The organism is Shewanella metallivivens (genome assembly GCF_028750675.1).
In the GTDB taxonomy this organism is placed as follows: domain Bacteria; phylum Pseudomonadota; class Gammaproteobacteria; order Enterobacterales; family Shewanellaceae; genus Shewanella; species Shewanella metallivivens.
On the sequence record NZ_JAQQPZ010000001.1, the window covers coordinates 549,302 to 567,660 of the forward strand.

Below are 18,359 nucleotides of genomic sequence, written 5' to 3' on the forward strand. Positions count from 1 at the left end.
AAACTTTTTTCAATAATAGTTCATTTTTTGTATGGTTCATCTTTGAAATAATTCAAATATCTCTGCCAAAATTTCCATGATTTTTTGCTAGACACCGTTAATTTTCTTAAACATTTTCTTTTTTTTGACCTTGCTCAATATAGTTAAATGCTGTAACAATGGTGTTGCCTGTGGGCTAACAAGATGTTGGTTTTAATTCCTATAACAACTAATCCAACAGGTTACGGAGATTAACTAAAATGAATATTGTTAACAAAAAATTTAACAAATCGGCACTCGCTTTGGGGGTGGTGTCGGCACTATGTTTCGGTATGAGTGCTCCTGCATCAGCAGTTTCATTCGATTGGGGTGAGGTTCGAGGAACTTTCGACTCGACATGGACCGCTGGTGCTAGCTGGCGCGTTTCTGACCGTGACTGGGATGGTCAAATTGGTAAGGTAAATCAACCGCAATTTGATTGGTCTGGATACTCTGCTTTTGGTGGCGCTTTTGGTTCAACTAAGTACACTTCGGCTGAGATTTGGGAACAGCCAGGTTCTTACTCAAGTAACAATGACTTGAGTAATTTATTGTATGCCAAAGGTGATACCACATCTGAAATCGTTAAAGGTCTGCATGAACTGTCTTTAAAATATAAAAACTATGGTTTATTTTTGCGTGGTATGTATTATTACGACCGCAAATTAAACGATGCAGATTATGATTTTAATGATCCACTTACAGGTGAAACATTTGACCCTTGTGAAGACAGCAAAGCGTCTGAAGTTCAATGTAAAGACATTCGTTTGCTCGACGCTTTTGTCTACGCAAACTGGGACTTAAATGATGGTGCTAACCCGTTAAGTGTTCGCGTAGGTAATCAGGTCGTATCATGGGGTGAAAGTACGCTTATTTCTCATGGTATAGGTGTTATTAACCCTGTAGATTTAAACATCCTTAATGCTCCTGGTGCTGAATTGAAAGAAGCATTTCGTCCACAGGGCATGGTCTGGGCTTCTTTAGGGCTCACAGAGAACCTCAATGTTGAAGCGTTCTACCAATATGACTGGCAAGAAATTTGGGTACCTACACCAGGTTCAAACTTTGCAACTAATGACTTTGCCGGTTACGGCGGCTATAACCAAAATGCGCAGTTAGGTTTTAACGCTAACCCAGATATCAATCAAGACTTCTTAATTTCTGAATATTCGCGTTTATATGAAGCTGCAGCTGCGAGTGGCTTTGACCCTGCCTATGCTGCATACATGACAGCATACTCTACCAAAGTGGCCTTAACGCAAGACTCAGCAAAAGCGAGTGATGATGGCCAGTATGGTATTAAACTGGGGTATTACTCTCCAGAATTGGGCGAAACCGAATTTGGTTTTTACTACATGAACTACCATAGTCGTCGTCCTATTATCAGTGGTACAGCATCTAACTTTACCAGTGAAGCCATTGGCCGCGATTACGGTCGATTAGCTGCAAGTGGCGGTAATATTGACCGTGATTTATTGCTAAGCATGGAAACATTCACCAAAGCGCAAATCGTATATCCTGAAGATATCCAATTATATGGTTTCAGTTTTAACACCTTAGTGGGTGACACATCTGTTGCGGGTGAAATTGCTCACCGTGTTGACGAACCATTGCAAATTGATGATGTAGAATTGCTCTTTGCTGCAATGCCACAGCAGTTAGCTAATGCTGGTTTACGTGAAGACCTAGACGGTATTTCACAAATGGATGTTTATGATCCTGGTGAAACCGTTGATGGCTATATCACGCGTGACACGACTCAGGCTCAAATGACGTTCACTCATTTATTTGGCCCAACGTTAGGCTTAGATAACTTAACCATGCTTGCTGAAGTGGGGGGTGTTTGGATCCACGATATGCCTGGTTTTGATGAGTTACGTTTGAGCGGTCCTGGCACAGCACGTTCTGGTGGCAATCCAGATATGCCAGGGATCATTGAAGCATTACATAATGGTCCAGAAACGAATCCTTTCCCAACAGATTTTGCGTGGGGATATCGTATCGTTGCTAAAGCCGACTTCAACAACGTGTTTGCTGGGGTGAACATGTATCCGCGAGTCATTTTCTCACATGACGTTGATGGTATCACTCCTGATCCATTGTTCTTATTTACCGAGGGCAGAAAGTCAGTTGCGATTGGTTTGAACTTTGATTATCAAAGTCGTTGGGGGGCGGACCTTTCTTACAACAACTTCTTTGGTGGTGTAGGAACAACAAATGCAATGGCTGACAGAGATTATGTCTCTTTCAACGTCAAGTATTCGATCTAAAAGGATAATTATAATGAAGAAACTGACGATATTATCGGCAGCAGTGATTATGGCACTTGGTGCACCTGCTGCGCTGGCGAAAGTATCACAAGCTGACGCTGACAAATTAGGTACAAGCTTAACGCCATTAGGCGCTGAAAAAGCAGCTAATGCCGATGGTTCTATCCCGGCTTGGGATGGTGGTATTACTAAGCCTGTTGCTGGCTACACTAAGGGAATGCATCATCCAGATCCTTACCCTGAAGATAAAGTATTATTTACTATTACCAATGCTAACAAAGCACAGTACGCAGCATTTTTAACGCCCGGGCAAAACAAGTTGTTTGAGCTTTACCCTGACACTTACAAAATGAACGTGTATCAAACCCGTCGTAGTGCATCGGTTCCTCAGTACGTATACGATGCAACTAAAAGTAATGCGGTCAATGCTGAATTAGTTTCACAAGGTAACGGTATTACGGGGGCAACAATTGGCACGCCTTTCCCAATACCGGCCTCTGGTTTAGAAGTGATATGGAATCACATTTTGCGCTATCGTGGTGTTGACGTAGAAACGTATCGTAGCCAAGCGGCTCCTACATCTAGTGGATCATACACTTTAGTTGAAAATGCTGAAGAAATCCGTTTTGAATATACTCGCCCTGAGATCACTTTAGACAAACTTAAAGAAACCAATACGTTATTTTACTTTAAGCAAGTTGTGACTCAACCAGCACGATTAGCGGGTACTGCGCTATTGGTTAAAGAAACCATGGACCAAGAGGCATTACCTCGTCAAGCATGGACCTATAACACTGGACAACGACGTGTTCGTAAAGCGCCAAACGTTGCGTTTGATACTCCAGGCACAGTATCTGATGGTTTGAGAACCACAGATGACTTTGATATGTTCAACGGTTCGCCTTCGCGATATAACTGGGAACTTGTTGGTAAAAAAGAAGTTTATATTCCTTACAATGATTATAAGCTGCATTCAGACAAATTAAAGTATGACCAAATTTTAAAACCTGGTCATATTAACCCTGAATATGCACGTTATGAAAAACACCGCGTATGGGAAGTGAAAGCGACGTTGAAAGACGGTATGCGTCACATCTATAAAACGCGTGTTTTCTATATTGACGAAGATTCTTGGCAAGTATCGTTGACTGATATGTACGACAACCGTGACGAGTTATATCGTGTTGGTGTTGCACATACTATTAACTACTATGATGCGTTAACAAATTGGAGTACGTTAGAAGTGTTCCATGATCTCCAATCACGTCGATATTTGGCAATGGGTTTAGACAATGAAGGTCGCATGTATAACTTCGATGCGTCGCTCTCTGAGTCTAACTTTACGCCAGACGCATTAAGACGTGCAGGTATTCGTTAATAGCCATAAATGGGGCGCTCAGCGCCCCTTCATTGTTAAGGAAGTTTGTATGACGTTTAGCATGCTTCGCGGTGCAGTGGCGATTGGGATTAGTGCATGTTTATATACTGCTTCAGTAGATGCCCAACTCGATCCACTTACTGTTCAAATTCAACCTTTAGCTCAATCTTCTTTATTACTAGATATTGCCAATGCTGGTGACAATCTCGTTGCCGTAGGGCAACGCGGTAATGTTTTGCTTTACAAAAACGGTCAATGGCAACAAGTGGCGACACCCGTCATCACTCAACTCACCAAAGTGTTCTTTTTTGATGACTTAAAAGGCTGGGCCGTAGGTCATGATGCCACCATTATTCACACAAACGATGGCGGTGAAACATGGTCGGTGCAGATGCAATCGACCAAAATTGAAAAACCTTTATTAGACGTTCGTTTTTATACCGAAAATGATGGCATTGCAGTCGGGGCTTATGGGTTATTTTATCGCACCACCGATGGCGGTAAAACATGGAATGATGAATTTCATCAAGAGCTATTATTTGAAGAAGACATCGGTTACTTAAATGACTTAAAAGCGGAAGATGAAGAGCTTTATTTATCTGAGCGAGCAGCATTATTACCTCACTTTAATCGTTTAATTCGTCTTGCTGATAGGCGCCTTCTGTTGGTTGGCGAATTAGGCATGGTTGCCGTTTCTGATGATGATGGTCAAACATTTACTAAAGTGAATTTTGACTATGACGGTTCGATGTTTAATGCGGTACAAGTCGATGACCAAATTTATGTAATGGGGTTACGTGGCAATGTATTTAAGTCAGATTTAAGTTTATCTGATTGGCAACAGGTTGATTTACCTGTTGAGTCATCAATCAATGGTGCATTGGTAACACAAAATAATGATCTTTACCTTGTGGGAAATGCTGGGATTGTATTGTCAGTTGATGATACCAAGGCAGAAATTATCGCTCGACGTCAAGGTGAAAACATTGTGGCTATTGCTAAGGACAGTAAAGGTCAGTTATGGTTTGCCGGTTCTAAAGGACTGTTCCAGCTTAACTAACCTTATGGTTAGATTGGATAATTAAAACAACAATAATAGGGCCGAAAAGATGTTAGAAAAACTGGTCAATGGATTTGAATCTCATTTATTCCGCAATCGGAAGTGGGTCATCATTTCGTTTATTTTTATTACGATTTTTTTAGGCTATCAAGCTAGCCAATTAAAAATGGATGCGGCATTTAGTAAAAATATCCCGCTTAATCATTCGTACATGAAAACCTACACCAAACACCAAAAAGATTTTGGTGGCGCTAACAGCATTATGGTGGCGGTAGAAGACACGAGTGGTAACATTTTTAACCCCGTATTTTTTGATGCACTGAAGAATGTGCACGATCAATTATTTTTTATTCCAGGTGTTGAACGCTCACAAGTTAAATCTCTGTTTTCACCATCAACTCGATTTACTGAAGTAGTCGAAGATGGTTTTGCTGGAGGACCTGTCATTCCTGCAGACTTTCGTAATGATGATTACAGTTTGCAGATTGTGCGCGATAACATTGAAAAAGCAGGTATTGTTGGCCGTTTAATTGGCAACGATTACACCTCTGCAATGGTTTCTGCTCAATTAATGGAGTTTGACCCGCAAACGGGCAAACCAATTGATACCATTGCGTTTGCTAATCAGTTAGAGCAAGAACTGCGTGGCAAGTTTGAAAACGATAAAATTAAGATTCACATTATTGGCTTTGCGAAAATGGCTGGTGATGTAGCAGAAGGTGCGAAAGGCGTACTGCTATTTTTCTTAATCGCGATTGCCATTACAGCTGTCATGGTTTACCTGTTTTCTAAATCCATTATGTTAACCATTTTGCCATTAGTCTGTAGTTTAGTTGCCGTGTGTTGGCAGCTTGGTTTGCTGACTGTCGTTGGTTTTGGTTTAGACCCCATGTCTATTTTGGTGCCATTTTTGGTGTTTGCCATCGGCGTGAGTCATGGGGTACAGATGATTAATGCTGTGCGTCGTCGAGTGCTTGATGGACAAACAACCAAAGCGGCTTCAGCATCAGCATTTCGCAGTTTATTAGTCCCTGGTGGTGTGGCGTTATTATCTGACACGGTTGGCTTTTTAACCTTACTTGCCATTGATATTGGGATTATTCGTGAACTCGCTATTTCAGCGTCGTTGGGTGTGGCGGTGATTATTCTCACTAACCTTGTCTTGTTACCGTTGGTTATTTCATATTTTGAATTACCTAAAAAACCTGATAATCCACAAAAAACTCAGCAAATTGAAAACCTTTGGCGTTGGCTGTCTAATTTTGCAACACCCAAATATGCCATCATAGTATTAGTTTCAACGGCAGTACTTTATGGTATCGGATTTCAACAGTCTTCTAAGATGAAAATTGGTGACTTACAGGGTGGGGCACCGGCATTACATCAAGATTCACGTTATAACCAAGATACGTTCTTTATTACCGATCATTTCTCAATCACAACGGATGTTATGACTGTGATTGTTGAAGCAACACCTGAGGCCTGTACCTACCATTCAGTATTAACTCAAATAGATCAATTTGAATGGATGGTGGCTAATACCCCTGGGGTTGAGTCAACTGCGAGCCTAGCGTCGGTGGCTAAAAAAGTGAATGCGGGCTTTAACGAGGGTAATCCTCGCTGGGAAATCTTACCGCGCACGACCGCTAGTTTAGTGCAAGCTGTAGGGCAAGTGCCAACGACTTCAGGTTTGCTCAACGGTAATTGTTCTGTCATGCCTGTGTATTTGTTTTTAAAGGATCACAAAGCAGAAACGATTGAAGTGGTTGTCAAAAAAGTGAAAGCTGTGGCTGAACAATTAAACAGTGACAGTCTTCAATTTAAACTGGCTTCTGGTCCTGTCGGCGTTATGGCGGCAACAAATGAAGCGGTAAGTGAAGCACAGCTACCTATGATGCTTTACGTGTATGGTGCAGTGTTCGTGTTGTGTTTAATTAGTTTTAAATCACTTAAAGCTACCATTGCTGTGATTATCCCTCTGTATGTGGTGTCGACATTAGCTCAAGCGTTAATGACATTACTTGATATTGGCCTTGCAGTAAGCACGTTACCTGTGATTGCATTAGGTGTAGGGATTGGTGTCGATTACGGCATTTATATCTTATCGACAATGTCTAACAAACTGACCAATGGTATGCCTGTGCAGCAAGCATATTTTGAGGCTCTTGTTGAGCGTGGGAGTGCGGTTATTTTTACCGGGTTAACGTTAGCCATTGGTGTGAGCACTTGGTTTTTCTCCGATCTTAAATTTCAAATGGACATGGGAATTTTGCTCACCTTTATGTTTTTAGTAAATATGTTAGGGGCAATTATTATTCTGCCCGCACTTTCGGCGATGTTTTGGCGTAAAAAGTAACTAAAACATAGTATTAAATAAAAAAGGGAGCTTAGCTCCCTTTTTTATTTTGCATAGTTAGTCTGTACAAACGATTTTATTGTCATTTTAAACGATTTTCTATGCGCGATAAGGATTAAACAGAGGCTGTACCACTAAAATTTTCCTCGATATAGCAGCAATTTAGTAATAAACTTTGCTGCAGATCTCAAATATGAGTTTCTTTTGTTAAACACAAAACAGTTGTATACGTGATAATTAAAATGACTCGGACCGACTGAATCAACAAGCCGAAGCATCCATATAATGATAAGAGCGCTGCCATAGACGCTTAAGGAATCTGCAACATGGCCTTGAAAGATGCAATGCCTTCAGTACTACTTGAAAATGTAGTTAACCTAATTCACACCAAAATCCCTCATTCTCAAGCTAAACAAGTTGAGCAATTTGCTCATTGTCTCTACGCCCATATGTCAAAAGACGATCTTAATGCTCGTAATGACAGTGACTTATATGGAGCTGTAGTTAGCCTTTGGAATGCGCTTAATAAAACCGCACCGAATGACACCCATATTCGCGTGTTTAACCCAAGTCAGGCCAAACATGGTTGGCAGTCAACTCACAGTATTATCGAGATCATTCAACCCGATATGCCTTTTTTAGTTGATTCATTAACCATGGCGTTAAATAGGATGGGCATCACAGCTCATGTGATGTTACACACCCCACTGGCCGTAAGCCGTGAAAGCAATATTGTTTCTGGCGTGTCTTTTTTAAATGACGCGACTGAGGACAGTGGCAGTATTGCAGTATTTTTGATTGAAATTGATAAACAAAATAGCGATGCCGACATTAAAACGATAGAAAAAGAAATACAGTCGGTACTTGCAGATGTTGCCGCGTCGGTTCACGACTGGCAATTAATGACAGACAGATTAACAGATACTATTACACAATTACCTTCGCGCCCATTTCCAGGTGCAAAAGAAGAATTACAAGAGTCTATTGATTTTTTAAACTATTTAAACGCGCACCATTTCACGTTATTGGGGTACCGTTACTACGAGCTTAAACGTGTTGAGGGCGATGTTGAATTAGTGCCTGATCTTGAATCTAGCTTAGGGTTAATGAATCGCTCTAAACACTCACATCCTGAGCGTGGGTTATTATTATCGTCGTTATCAGATACTGCCCGAAAAGAAGCGCTTAATGATAGCCTACTTGTATTAACCAAAAGCTCTGCTAAAAGCCGTGTTCATCGTCCGGCTTATGTTGATTACGTGGGTGTTAAACGTTTTGACAAGCAAGGTAATGTGGTTGGTGAAGATCGTTTCATTGGCTTATATGCATCTAATTTATATAACCGTAGCCCACGTGAAATTCCACTATTAGGCGAAAAAGTACAACGTATTCTCGACAATTCAGGGTTAACACCACGCTCGCATGATTACAAAGCGTTAATGAATATTCTTGAAAACTTACCACGTGATGAGTTAATTCAAGCCAAAGATCATGAACTGGCTGCCATGGCTCATGGTGTTTTAGAAATACAGGACCGTGATAAATTAAAATTATTTGTACGTAAAGATGGTTTTGGCCGTTTCTTATCGTGTTTAGTTTATGTTTCAAAAGACCGTTACAACACTAAGCTTCGTCAAGATACCCAACGCATTTTAGCTCAACACTTCAAAAGTAATGAAGATGTCGAGTTTACAACTTATTTCTCTGAGTCAACCTTGGCTCGGACTCATTACATTATCAAAGTTGATAATAACAATATGGATGTTGATGTGGCTGCAATTGAAAAAAATCTCATCGAAGCCGCTCGCTCATGGGAAGACAAATTACACACAGCATTGAATAATGAAGTGGGTGAGCAAGCTGGTACTGGGTTAACGAAACGCTATTTAAATGCTTTTCCACCAAGTTATAAAGACGACGTACTTCCAAGTTCAGCCGTTGTTGATATGCAACACTTAGAAGCATTAGATGATGATCATAAATTGGGAATGTTGTTTTATCAGCCGCAAGAATCAGCGTTAAACGACAATAAAGTTCGCTTAAAATTATTCCATAAAGACGAGCCTATCCATTTGTCTGACGTTTTACCCATGCTTGAAAACTTTGGGCTACGTGTGATTAATGAACGTCCTTATGAAGTGAAAACGAGCGACGGTGCCACGTTCTGGATTTTGGACTTCTTAATGACAGTTCAAGGTGCTGCCACTGAGAACCTTGCCGACAGTCAAGACCGTTTCCAAACAGCACTGTTACAAGTGTGGCAAAAGAAACTTGAAGATGATGGCTTTAACCGTATGGTATTGTCGACAGGCCTAAGTGGCCGCGAAGTATCTATCTTGCGTGCTTATGCCAAGTATATGCGTCAAATCGACGCTACATTCAGTCAGTCATACATTGAAGAAACGTTCAGCCGCTATCCAAAATTAGCTGATTTACTGGTGAAAATGTTCATCCGTAAATTTAATCCTAAACTCAAAACGCGTACTTTGAGCAAGTTTTTAGAGCAAATAAATATTCAACTTGATGACGTTTCAAGCCTTGATGATGACCGTATTATTCGTCGTTACTTAGATTTAATTAACGCAACATTGCGAACCAACTTTTATCAAACTGCCGTAGGCGGGTCAGCGAAAGACTATATTTCGTTTAAGTTTGCGCCAGGGTTGATCCCTGAAATGCCTAAGCCATTACCTAAATTTGAAATCTTCGTGTATTCACCCCGTGTTGAAGGTGTGCATTTACGCGGCGGAAAAGTGGCTCGTGGTGGTTTACGTTGGTCAGATCGCCGTGAAGACTTCCGCACTGAAGTATTAGGCCTTGTTAAAGCTCAGCAAGTTAAAAACACCGTGATTGTGCCAGTTGGCGCAAAAGGGGGTTTTGTATGTAAGCAACTCCCTACAGAAGGTGGCCGCGAAGCTTTCTTTACTGAAGGTCAAGAATGTTACCGCATTTTTATCCGTGCGTTATTAGACATTTCTGACAACATTATTAACGGTGAAGTGGTTCCTCCTGTCGATGTGGTTCGTCATGATGAAGATGATGCTTACCTTGTCGTTGCTGCAGACAAAGGTACTGCGACGTTCTCCGACATCGCAAACGCCATTGCGATTGAATACAACTTCTGGTTAGGGGATGCGTTTGCCTCTGGTGGCAGTAATGGGTATGACCACAAGAAAATGGGTATCACAGCTCGTGGTGCTTGGGAATCAGTAAGACGTCACTTCCGTGAAATTGGTGTTGATTGTCAAACCACGCCATTTAGCTGCTTAGCCATTGGTGACATGGCCGGAGACGTATTTGGTAACGGTATGTTGTTATCTGAGCAAACTCAATTGGTTGCTGCGTTTAACCACATGCATATCTTTATCGATCCCACACCCAATATTGAACAAAGTTATATCGAGCGTCAGCGTTTATTCGCTTTACCTCGTTCAAGCTGGGAAGACTACAATACCAAACTGATTTCTAAAGGTGGTGGCATATTCTTACGTTCGGCTAAATCAATTAAGCTGACACCAGAAATCAAGCAAATGCTTGCTACTGATAAAGACAGCATGAATCCAACTGAACTGATGAAAGAACTGCTGAAAATGCCAGTAGATTTGATTTGGAACGGTGGTATCGGTACTTATGTTAAGTCGAGTAAAGAAACACATGCTGAAGTTGGCGACCGCGCAAACGATGCATTACGTGTCAACGGTAAAGAAGTGCGTGCCAAAATCATTGGCGAAGGTGGTAACCTAGGTTGCACACAATTAGGCCGTATTGAATACTGTGCCAATGGCGGACGCATGAACACCGATTTCGTTGATAACGTGGGCGGTGTTGATTGCTCAGACAACGAAGTGAACATCAAGATTTTCTTGAATGCGTTAGTCGCTGAAGGTGAATTAACCGTTAAACAACGTAACCGTTTACTTGAAGACATGACAGATGAAGTGAGCGACATTGTTATTCAAGACTGTAAAGACCAAACCCGTACTATTTCGGTTACTCAAGTGCATGGTGTGTCACAGCTTAAAGAGCAAATTCGTTTTATTCAATATCTTGAAAAAGACGGTAAATTGGACCGTGCTCTCGAGTTTTTACCGAGTGATGATGATTTAGCTGAACGTTTAGCCAATGGCCGTGCGTTAACTCGTCCAGAACTGTCAGTATTAGTGGCTTACGCCAAAATGGTACTTAAAGAGCAATTAGTGACCCCAGAAATCACTGAAGATGCATTTTTAAGTAAATTGCTAGTCGCTTATTTCCCTAAAAAGTTACAAGCGAAATATGCCGATAGAATGACAGCTCATCCACTGCGTGGTGAAATTATCGCGACTTCATTAGCTAATGAATTAGTGAATGATATGGGCTTTAATTTTGTACAACGTATGCAAGATGAGACCGGTGCAACAGTTGCAGAAGCTGCAATTTGTTATACTATGGCTCGAGAAGTGTTTGGCCTTGATGAGTTAACCACTTCGATTACAGATTTAAATGGTGTTGTGCCTGCCCATGTGCAAGGTGAAATGTTACACCAATTACGTCGTAATATGCGTCGAGCATGTCGCTGGTTTATACGTCACCGAAATCGTGCCCATGATATTGAGCAAACTGTTGCATTCTTTAAGCCGGTATTTGAACAGCTTAAAGCCAACGTTGAGCAGTATATGATTGAAGCTGAAGTGACTGCCATTTCAGCGGAGATTACTTCACTAACCAACGAAAATGTACCAGAATCGGTTGCTCAAATTGTCGCAAAAATGAGTACGTTATTCTCTGCGTTGGACATAGCCCAAATTGCACAACTTGAAAACAAAACGCTTGAGTTAGTGTCTGAAACATACTTTAAACTCGGCGCAAAAGTTGAACTGCATTGGTTCTTAGAACAAATTAGTGCTCAACCGGTAGCGAATCATTGGCAAGCACTTGCTCGTGCAGCATTTAGAGAAGAGTTAGATTGGCAACAACGTGCGTTAAGTTCAGCTGTATTACGTACGTGTTCCGATACCTGCGATGCAGACAGTGTCATTAATGAATGGATAACACTCAATAAACCATTACTGGAGCGTTGGTATCATATGCTTGCTGACTTTAAAGTTTCTCAAAATCATGAATTTGCTAAGTTCTCAGTCGCCCTAAGAGAACTGAACTTACTGATTTTGCATTGCGAAGGTCAGAAGTAATCTTATAATGTAAACAAGCCCTGGCGATTGCCGGGGCTTTTTTTAGGTCTAGGAGAAACCATGTTTTACACACTCGCACAAAAAGTCATGTTTCAGATGGACCCAGAGCTAGCGCATAATCTCGCTATTGGCAGTTTGAGAATGACCGGAAATACACCATTAAATTGTTTTTATCGCCAACATGTTAAATCTGCACCCGTGACATGTATGGGGCTTACATTTCCTAATCCTGTTGGACTTGCTGCAGGTATGGACAAAGATGGCGAGTCGATGGATGCTTTTCACGCGATGGGATTTGGCCATATTGAAGTGGGTACTGTCACACCACGTCCACAGCCAGGTAATGACCAACCTCGTTTGTTTAGATTAAAGCCGGCAAAAGGGATTATCAATCGCATGGGCTTTAATAATAAAGGTGTTGATAATTTAGTGCGTAATCTGATTGCTAAAAAATCAGATATTATGGTGGGTGTTAATATTGGTAAAAATAAAGACACGCCTGTAGAGCAGGGTAAAGATGATTACCTTATTTGCATGGAAAAAGTGTATCAATACGCCAGTTATATCGCTGTGAATATTTCATCGCCAAATACCCCAGGTTTACGTGCAATGCAGTACGGTGAATTATTAGATGATTTACTGAGTTCAATCAAACACAAACAAAAAGAATTAGCCGACAAATACGGTAAGTATGTTCCTGTTGCGTTAAAAATTGCCCCCGATTTAACCGGTGAAGAAATCCAAGCTATTGCAGACTCGTTAATTAATAATCAATTTGATGGTGTTATCGCAACCAATACCACATTAAATCGTGATGCTGTAACAGGATTATTGCATGCTGAGGAAATGGGCGGCTTAAGTGGTAAACCTTTGACTGATTTATCGACTGAAGTGATCAAACAATTGTCGATCTGTTTACAGGGTAAGATCCCGATCATTGGTGTAGGTGGGATCAATAGTGCTGCTGATGCACTGGCTAAATTCGATGCTGGCTCTACGATGGTGCAGATTTATTCAGGTTTTATTTATCAAGGGCCTAAGTTGATTGATCAGATCGTTAATGCATATTGTGCAAAATAGCATCTAAACGGCTAAGTTATTGATCAAAAATCATGCCGCGATCGAGTTTCTGATCGACCGATCGCGCTAACACCCTGATACTTATGTTATAATTTATAATTAAATTTTGATATTGCGTGAAAATTCATCTATTATGCTCAGGTGTTCATTTTTATTTAGGTGCAGACGGCCATGTTATTAATGCCAAATAAGGACTGGCATTGGGAATACAATGAGACTTGCAAGCAACTGAGTATTTCATTGGGTTCCGAAATGGAGTTCTTAACCCCATACAAATCAAAAATCCTCATTCCAGATGCATTAACTGCAACTGAATTCAGCATTGAACACGCAAAATTTTATATTAAAATGCTCGAAACGCTGCCAAAAGTACTGCATATTTCTGATGCGGGTATTGTTCAAACGGCATTAAATGCCACTGCCGCCCACTTTTTATTACAATCACAAATGCCAAAATCTTGGTTTTTTGATGAAAGTGATGAATGTGTATATTGTGAAATCGGTAAACTATTTCAATTAAAGTGCGGTTATTCTAAGGTATTGTCGCTTGTTATTGATAATGGTTTGCAGGCTGCAACTGTGATGATTTTATCTCAACAATGCCAGTTATCAGACAGTAAATCATTATCTCAGTTTGATACCATAAAAGTGATGCACAACCGTTTACATCCATTACGTAAAGCCCGGCAAGTTGTTGCAGCATAGTGGATACATGACGACCACAAGTGTATTTTATGACTCAACTCTACCCTAAAATGCTGAACATAACGTTCAGCATTTTGTTTTCTCTTGCATAACCACTTCGCTGCATAACACAGTTAGCACTATAATTAATGTGTGACTCGTGTAAGTTTATACTGATTTTATCCCTTTGTGACTATGGTCAATAGATGAGAATATGTGATAAAACAAATAAGTTAAATTACAGAAGTAGCTGTATAACATAGAAAATTCTGATATTTAATTGGATAATGTTAACTCTGTACAGGTATGTTTTTTTATACGTGTTAATGTTGCATATGTAACTGTTTAACTCTCGTGAGACGCCCTTTAAATATGACCATGAAAATGGAAAATCGCTCGATAGAAGAAAAAATATTACTTGCTGTGACTGCAGCAGCAATACTAATTTTGTCGCCATTTTTGATTAAAAGTATTATCGAGAATAATAAGCTCCGAATTATTGTCGATTTCATTGCTGTTGGTGGAACATCATTCATTTTTATGGGTGTTTGGTTTACCAGTAAAGTTAAGCTTTTTAGTGGTCTATTTGCCATCATTGCTCATGTCACTATTTTATTTGGGATTCATATTGTTGGCAGCGATTTAATTTTTTGGCTTTTTCCTATTATTATTGCCAGCTTTTATCTATTACCGACAGTGATAGCATGTGTGCTTAACAGTTTATTAATCTCTATTGCAGCGGGATTAACTTACCAACATTTTGAACATTTCTCCTTGGCGCTCATTATGGCGTCATTTGTTGTTACTGGGGTTTTTTCATTAATTTTTTCTCTATTTATGCAGCGTAAAAACCGCCAATTATTAGAAAAAGATAAAATAAACCAGCTTCGAAATACTATTCTGGAATTAATCGCCAGTTCGAGTCAATTAACGAAAGTGTTATCTGCGGTGGTACAAGGCATTGAAAATGAGCTGCCAGGAACCATCTGCAGTATTTCGTTAGTGGACGATACAGGAACACAATTACGCTTAGCTGCCGCGCCCAGCTTGCCTGCATTTTATAAAGAGGCTGTTGACGTCATTCCTATTGAAAAAGGTGCGGGTTCTTGTGGTGAAGCTGCAGCACTCGGAGTAAGGGTCCTTGTGACAGATATTGCGACACATCCTAATTGGACTGCGTGGGCGCAGATAGCCCATAAAGCTCAATTGCAGTCGTGTTGGTCTGAACCGATTATTAGCCATAATGGCAATATAATAGGCACGATTGCGATTTATTTTAATGCCACTGTGACACCAACTGAAAACCAATCTGAGTTAGTTGCACAATTTGTCAATTTGACACGCATTGCCATCGAACGAGACAAGGCAGATAACATTATTTGGCATCAGGCTAATTTCGATAATCTAACTCAATTACCTAATCGACATTTATTGCATGAGCACCTTTCTAGCGCGATTGATAATGCCGAACGTGATAAAAAGCAAGTGGTTATAGCGATGCTTGATTTGGATAACTTCAAAGATGTGAATGATTCTTTAGGTCATGCTGCTGGCGATTGTGTGCTTATTGAGTGTGCTAGCCGAATAAAAAATAGCATCCGAAAAAACGATATTGTTGCTCGTTTGGGAGGAGATGAGTTTATCATCGCTTTTGTGGGGACTACGGTTCCTGAAGATATCGACAACATCGGACAAAAACTATTAACCACACTGGCACAACCCTATGTCATTGAACATAAAGATTTTTATTGTACTGCGAGTATTGGTTTAGCTTGTTATCCCAATGATGGTTTAACCATTGATGCGTTAATGACGAATGCGGATCAAGCGATGTATCAAGCTAAAACTCGCGGTCGTAATAGTATTCACTATTTTACGGAAAATATGAGTACTGATTTTCTAAAAAGAATGGAAATCATTGACGATCTTCGCACCGCGGTTGAACAAAAACAATTTCATTTGGTATACCAGCCTATTGTTGATTTACAGACTCATCGTATTGCAAAAGCTGAAGCATTAATCCGTTGGCAACATCCACAAAAAGGCATGATTTCTCCGATGGAATTTATTCCAATTGCTGAAGAGATTGGTCTTATCGTAGAAATCAGTGAATGGATATTCACACTGGTATCTCAACAAGTTGATAAGTGGCGTAAGCTGTATTGTCCAGACTTAACTATTAGTATTAATACTTCGCCTGTGCAGTACAGAAATGAAGGTAAGCTCGTTAAAGCTTGGGCTGATTCATTGATTGCACAAGGTATACCCTGCGAGGCGATATCGATTGAAATTACCGAACATTTGTTAATGGACAATCAAGTTGAAGTCGTCGAGGCACTTGAAAAATTACGTCAACAGGGGATAACCATATCTATAGATGATTTTGGTACAGGGTATTGTTCTTTTTCTTATTTAAAGAATTTTGCGTTTGATTACTTAAAAATCGACCAAAGTTTTGTGCAAAATATGTCGATTGACAATAACGATGCTGCGCTTTGCGAGGCTATTATTGTGATGGCAGGTAAGCTCAATATGCAAGTTATCGCCGAGGGCATTGAAACTGAAGAGCAAAAGCAATTGCTGATTGAAGCGGGTTGTACTTTAGGTCAAGGTTACCTGTTATCAAAACCACTTTCGGTCACTGATTTTGAACAGCTGCTTATCAAACAAAACCAGTAATACTGATATAAAACTTACAGTTATAGTTGATAACTAGGGGTGACTCATTGATTGACGCTTATTACATCGATAGTGTTAAGGCGCAATAAGCGTGCTGCTTTCATTAATTAAGTTGAACTCTGTAGATGGTATCGATTAACTCATTTTACGAATGGTGCTTATTGGTGCAATTCGTAATACCCAATGTAAAATGGCCCAAGGATAACTGGGAACATAGGCGGTTGCTTTTTCTTTTTGAATTGCACTGACCATTGCTTTACACCCCGTTTCGGTATCAACGATAAACGGAACCTTTTTTACTTTTTCATTAATTTCTGTGCGAATAAACCCAGGGTGGATGCAACTGACTTTAATAGGAGTATCCATCACATCGATTCGGATCCCTTCTGTTAATGACGATAGCGCCGCTTTAGTTGCGGCATAAACTGTCATTGCCCGTCTAAAGCCACGGACTGCACTAATTGACGAAATGGTAACCAGGTGGCCGCTGTTTTGTTCGCGAAAGATTGCCATGGCGGCTTCACATTGGGCGATAGCAGCGATAAAGTTTGTTTGTGCTGTTTGTAGGTTGGCTTCAAAATATCCAGTGCCAATTGATGCCCCTTTACCCATGCCCGCGTTCACTATTACACGGTCAAGCTGGCCAAACTCTTGCTTAAACTGGCTAAAAACCTCAAATACCTGCGGATGGTTGTTAACATCTAGTGCTTTTATTAATACAGTGATTTTGGGATTGATGTTGAGTAATTCTTGTTTCAATTCTTGTAAACGATCTATCCGGCGTGCGCACAACGCCAAATTATGATCTTGCTTAGCAAACTCAATTGCCATGCCGCGTCCTAAACCAGAGCTTGCCCCTGTTATCAGTATGTTTGTCCTTTTCATATTATGCTCTTTTTATTGTTTTTGATTGGGTTATCCATAATGGCTTATGTGTTGCTGGCTGTTTCTACTCTTGCCTAGAGTAAACTATACAAGTGACGGTTATCACCCTCAAAAAAACCATGTTCGTTCATTGTAATAAGGCTTAACCGTTGATGCTTAACCTGTAATTGAGTCACGCTAGCATTAACAACTTGTTTATTAATGTTGAAAAATTGGCTTTCAGGAATCGATAATATTTGCATTATCACCGTGCTAATGACACCGCCTGAAGTAAACACAAACAGCGTTTGACCTTCGCCTGCCTGTTGGACCAATTGGCTTAATCCTTGGGCAACCCGTTGACTAAAATGCAACCAGGATTCGCTGTATTGTGTCATGTTATCCGTGTGCTGCCATTGTTTAATGGCTTGGCTAAATAGAGAAATAAAAGCCTTTGCAGGCGAGGGTTGTTGGCTTAGATATTGTTTCATTGCCTCAGGGCTAGCTAAATCGGGGCGGTATACGGCAATCACTTGTTCATGGTCAAATTCATTCCATGCACGGCTTATTTGTATCTCATGATGCTGTAGAGGTGGCGACAAGGTGGCCAAGCAGGTATCCCGGGTTTGTTTATGGCGTAGCATATCGCCACAAATAATCTGGTCGGGACGAATTTTACGTTGATTAAAATGCCTAGCCAAATGTTGTGCTTGACTGTGACCTAATGGCGACAAGTTATCGTAATTGTCACTGCCAAAACTTGCTTGACCATGGCGGATTAAATAGATATTTGCCATAT

10 protein-coding genes are annotated in these 18,359 nt (G+C 40.5%); 8 read left to right on the forward strand and 2 right to left on the reverse strand.

The features are described from left to right. Positions 1–239 precede the first annotated feature (239 nt). The 8 genes from PQR79_RS02370 to PQR79_RS02405 all read left to right on the forward strand — a co-directional run bounded on the left by PQR79_RS02370 (position 240) and on the right by PQR79_RS02405 (position 16,696). Positions 240–2,288, forward strand: a complete 2,049-nt coding sequence (locus tag PQR79_RS02370) for a DUF1302 domain-containing protein (RefSeq protein ID WP_238103554.1) — start codon at positions 240–242, stop codon at positions 2,286–2,288. Positions 2,289–2,301: 13 nt separating this feature from the next. After that, positions 2,302–3,666, forward strand: coding sequence for a DUF1329 domain-containing protein (locus tag PQR79_RS02375; protein ID WP_238103555.1), 1,365 nt, complete (start codon positions 2,302–2,304; stop codon positions 3,664–3,666). Positions 3,667–3,715: 49 nt separating this feature from the next. Beyond that, positions 3,716–4,726: a WD40/YVTN/BNR-like repeat-containing protein gene (locus PQR79_RS02380; RefSeq protein ID WP_238103556.1), complete on the forward strand. Its 1,011-nt coding sequence runs from the start codon at positions 3,716–3,718 to the stop codon at positions 4,724–4,726. 49 nt (positions 4,727–4,775) lie between these two features. After that, a complete protein-coding gene (locus PQR79_RS02385; protein ID WP_238103557.1) occupies positions 4,776–7,082 on the forward strand; it encodes an efflux RND transporter permease subunit in 2,307 nt (768 codons plus the stop codon). A 326-nt stretch (positions 7,083–7,408) separates the two neighbouring features. Then, positions 7,409–12,253, forward strand: coding sequence for an NAD-glutamate dehydrogenase (locus tag PQR79_RS02390; protein WP_238103558.1), 4,845 nt, complete (start codon positions 7,409–7,411; stop codon positions 12,251–12,253). A 60-nt stretch (positions 12,254–12,313) separates the two neighbouring features. Next, on the forward strand, positions 12,314–13,333 hold the full coding sequence (gene pyrD / locus PQR79_RS02395; RefSeq protein WP_238103560.1) for a quinone-dependent dihydroorotate dehydrogenase: 1,020 nt from the start codon (positions 12,314–12,316) through the stop codon (positions 13,331–13,333). 171 nt (positions 13,334–13,504) lie between these two features. Next, a complete protein-coding gene (locus PQR79_RS02400; protein WP_238103561.1) occupies positions 13,505–14,038 on the forward strand; it encodes a cell division protein ZapC in 534 nt (177 codons plus the stop codon). 363 nt (positions 14,039–14,401) lie between these two features. Continuing rightward, positions 14,402–16,696, forward strand: a complete 2,295-nt coding sequence (locus PQR79_RS02405) for a putative bifunctional diguanylate cyclase/phosphodiesterase (protein WP_238103562.1) — start codon at positions 14,402–14,404, stop codon at positions 16,694–16,696. Between the two features lie 135 nt (positions 16,697–16,831). Here the strand turns inward: PQR79_RS02405 and PQR79_RS02410 are convergent, their stop codons facing one another. Together PQR79_RS02410 and PQR79_RS02415 are read right to left on the reverse strand one after the other, a co-directional pair. Continuing rightward, positions 16,832–17,581 (reverse strand): SDR family oxidoreductase, encoded by a 750-nt coding sequence (locus PQR79_RS02410; protein WP_238103563.1) that lies wholly within the window; start codon positions 17,579–17,581, stop codon positions 16,832–16,834. 74 nt (positions 17,582–17,655) lie between these two features. Beyond that, the gene (locus tag PQR79_RS02415) at positions 17,656–18,357 is read right to left on the reverse strand and encodes a histidine phosphatase family protein (protein WP_238103564.1); all 702 of its coding nucleotides are present in this window, start codon (positions 18,355–18,357) and stop codon (positions 17,656–17,658) included. Positions 18,358–18,359: the final 2 nt, after the last annotated feature.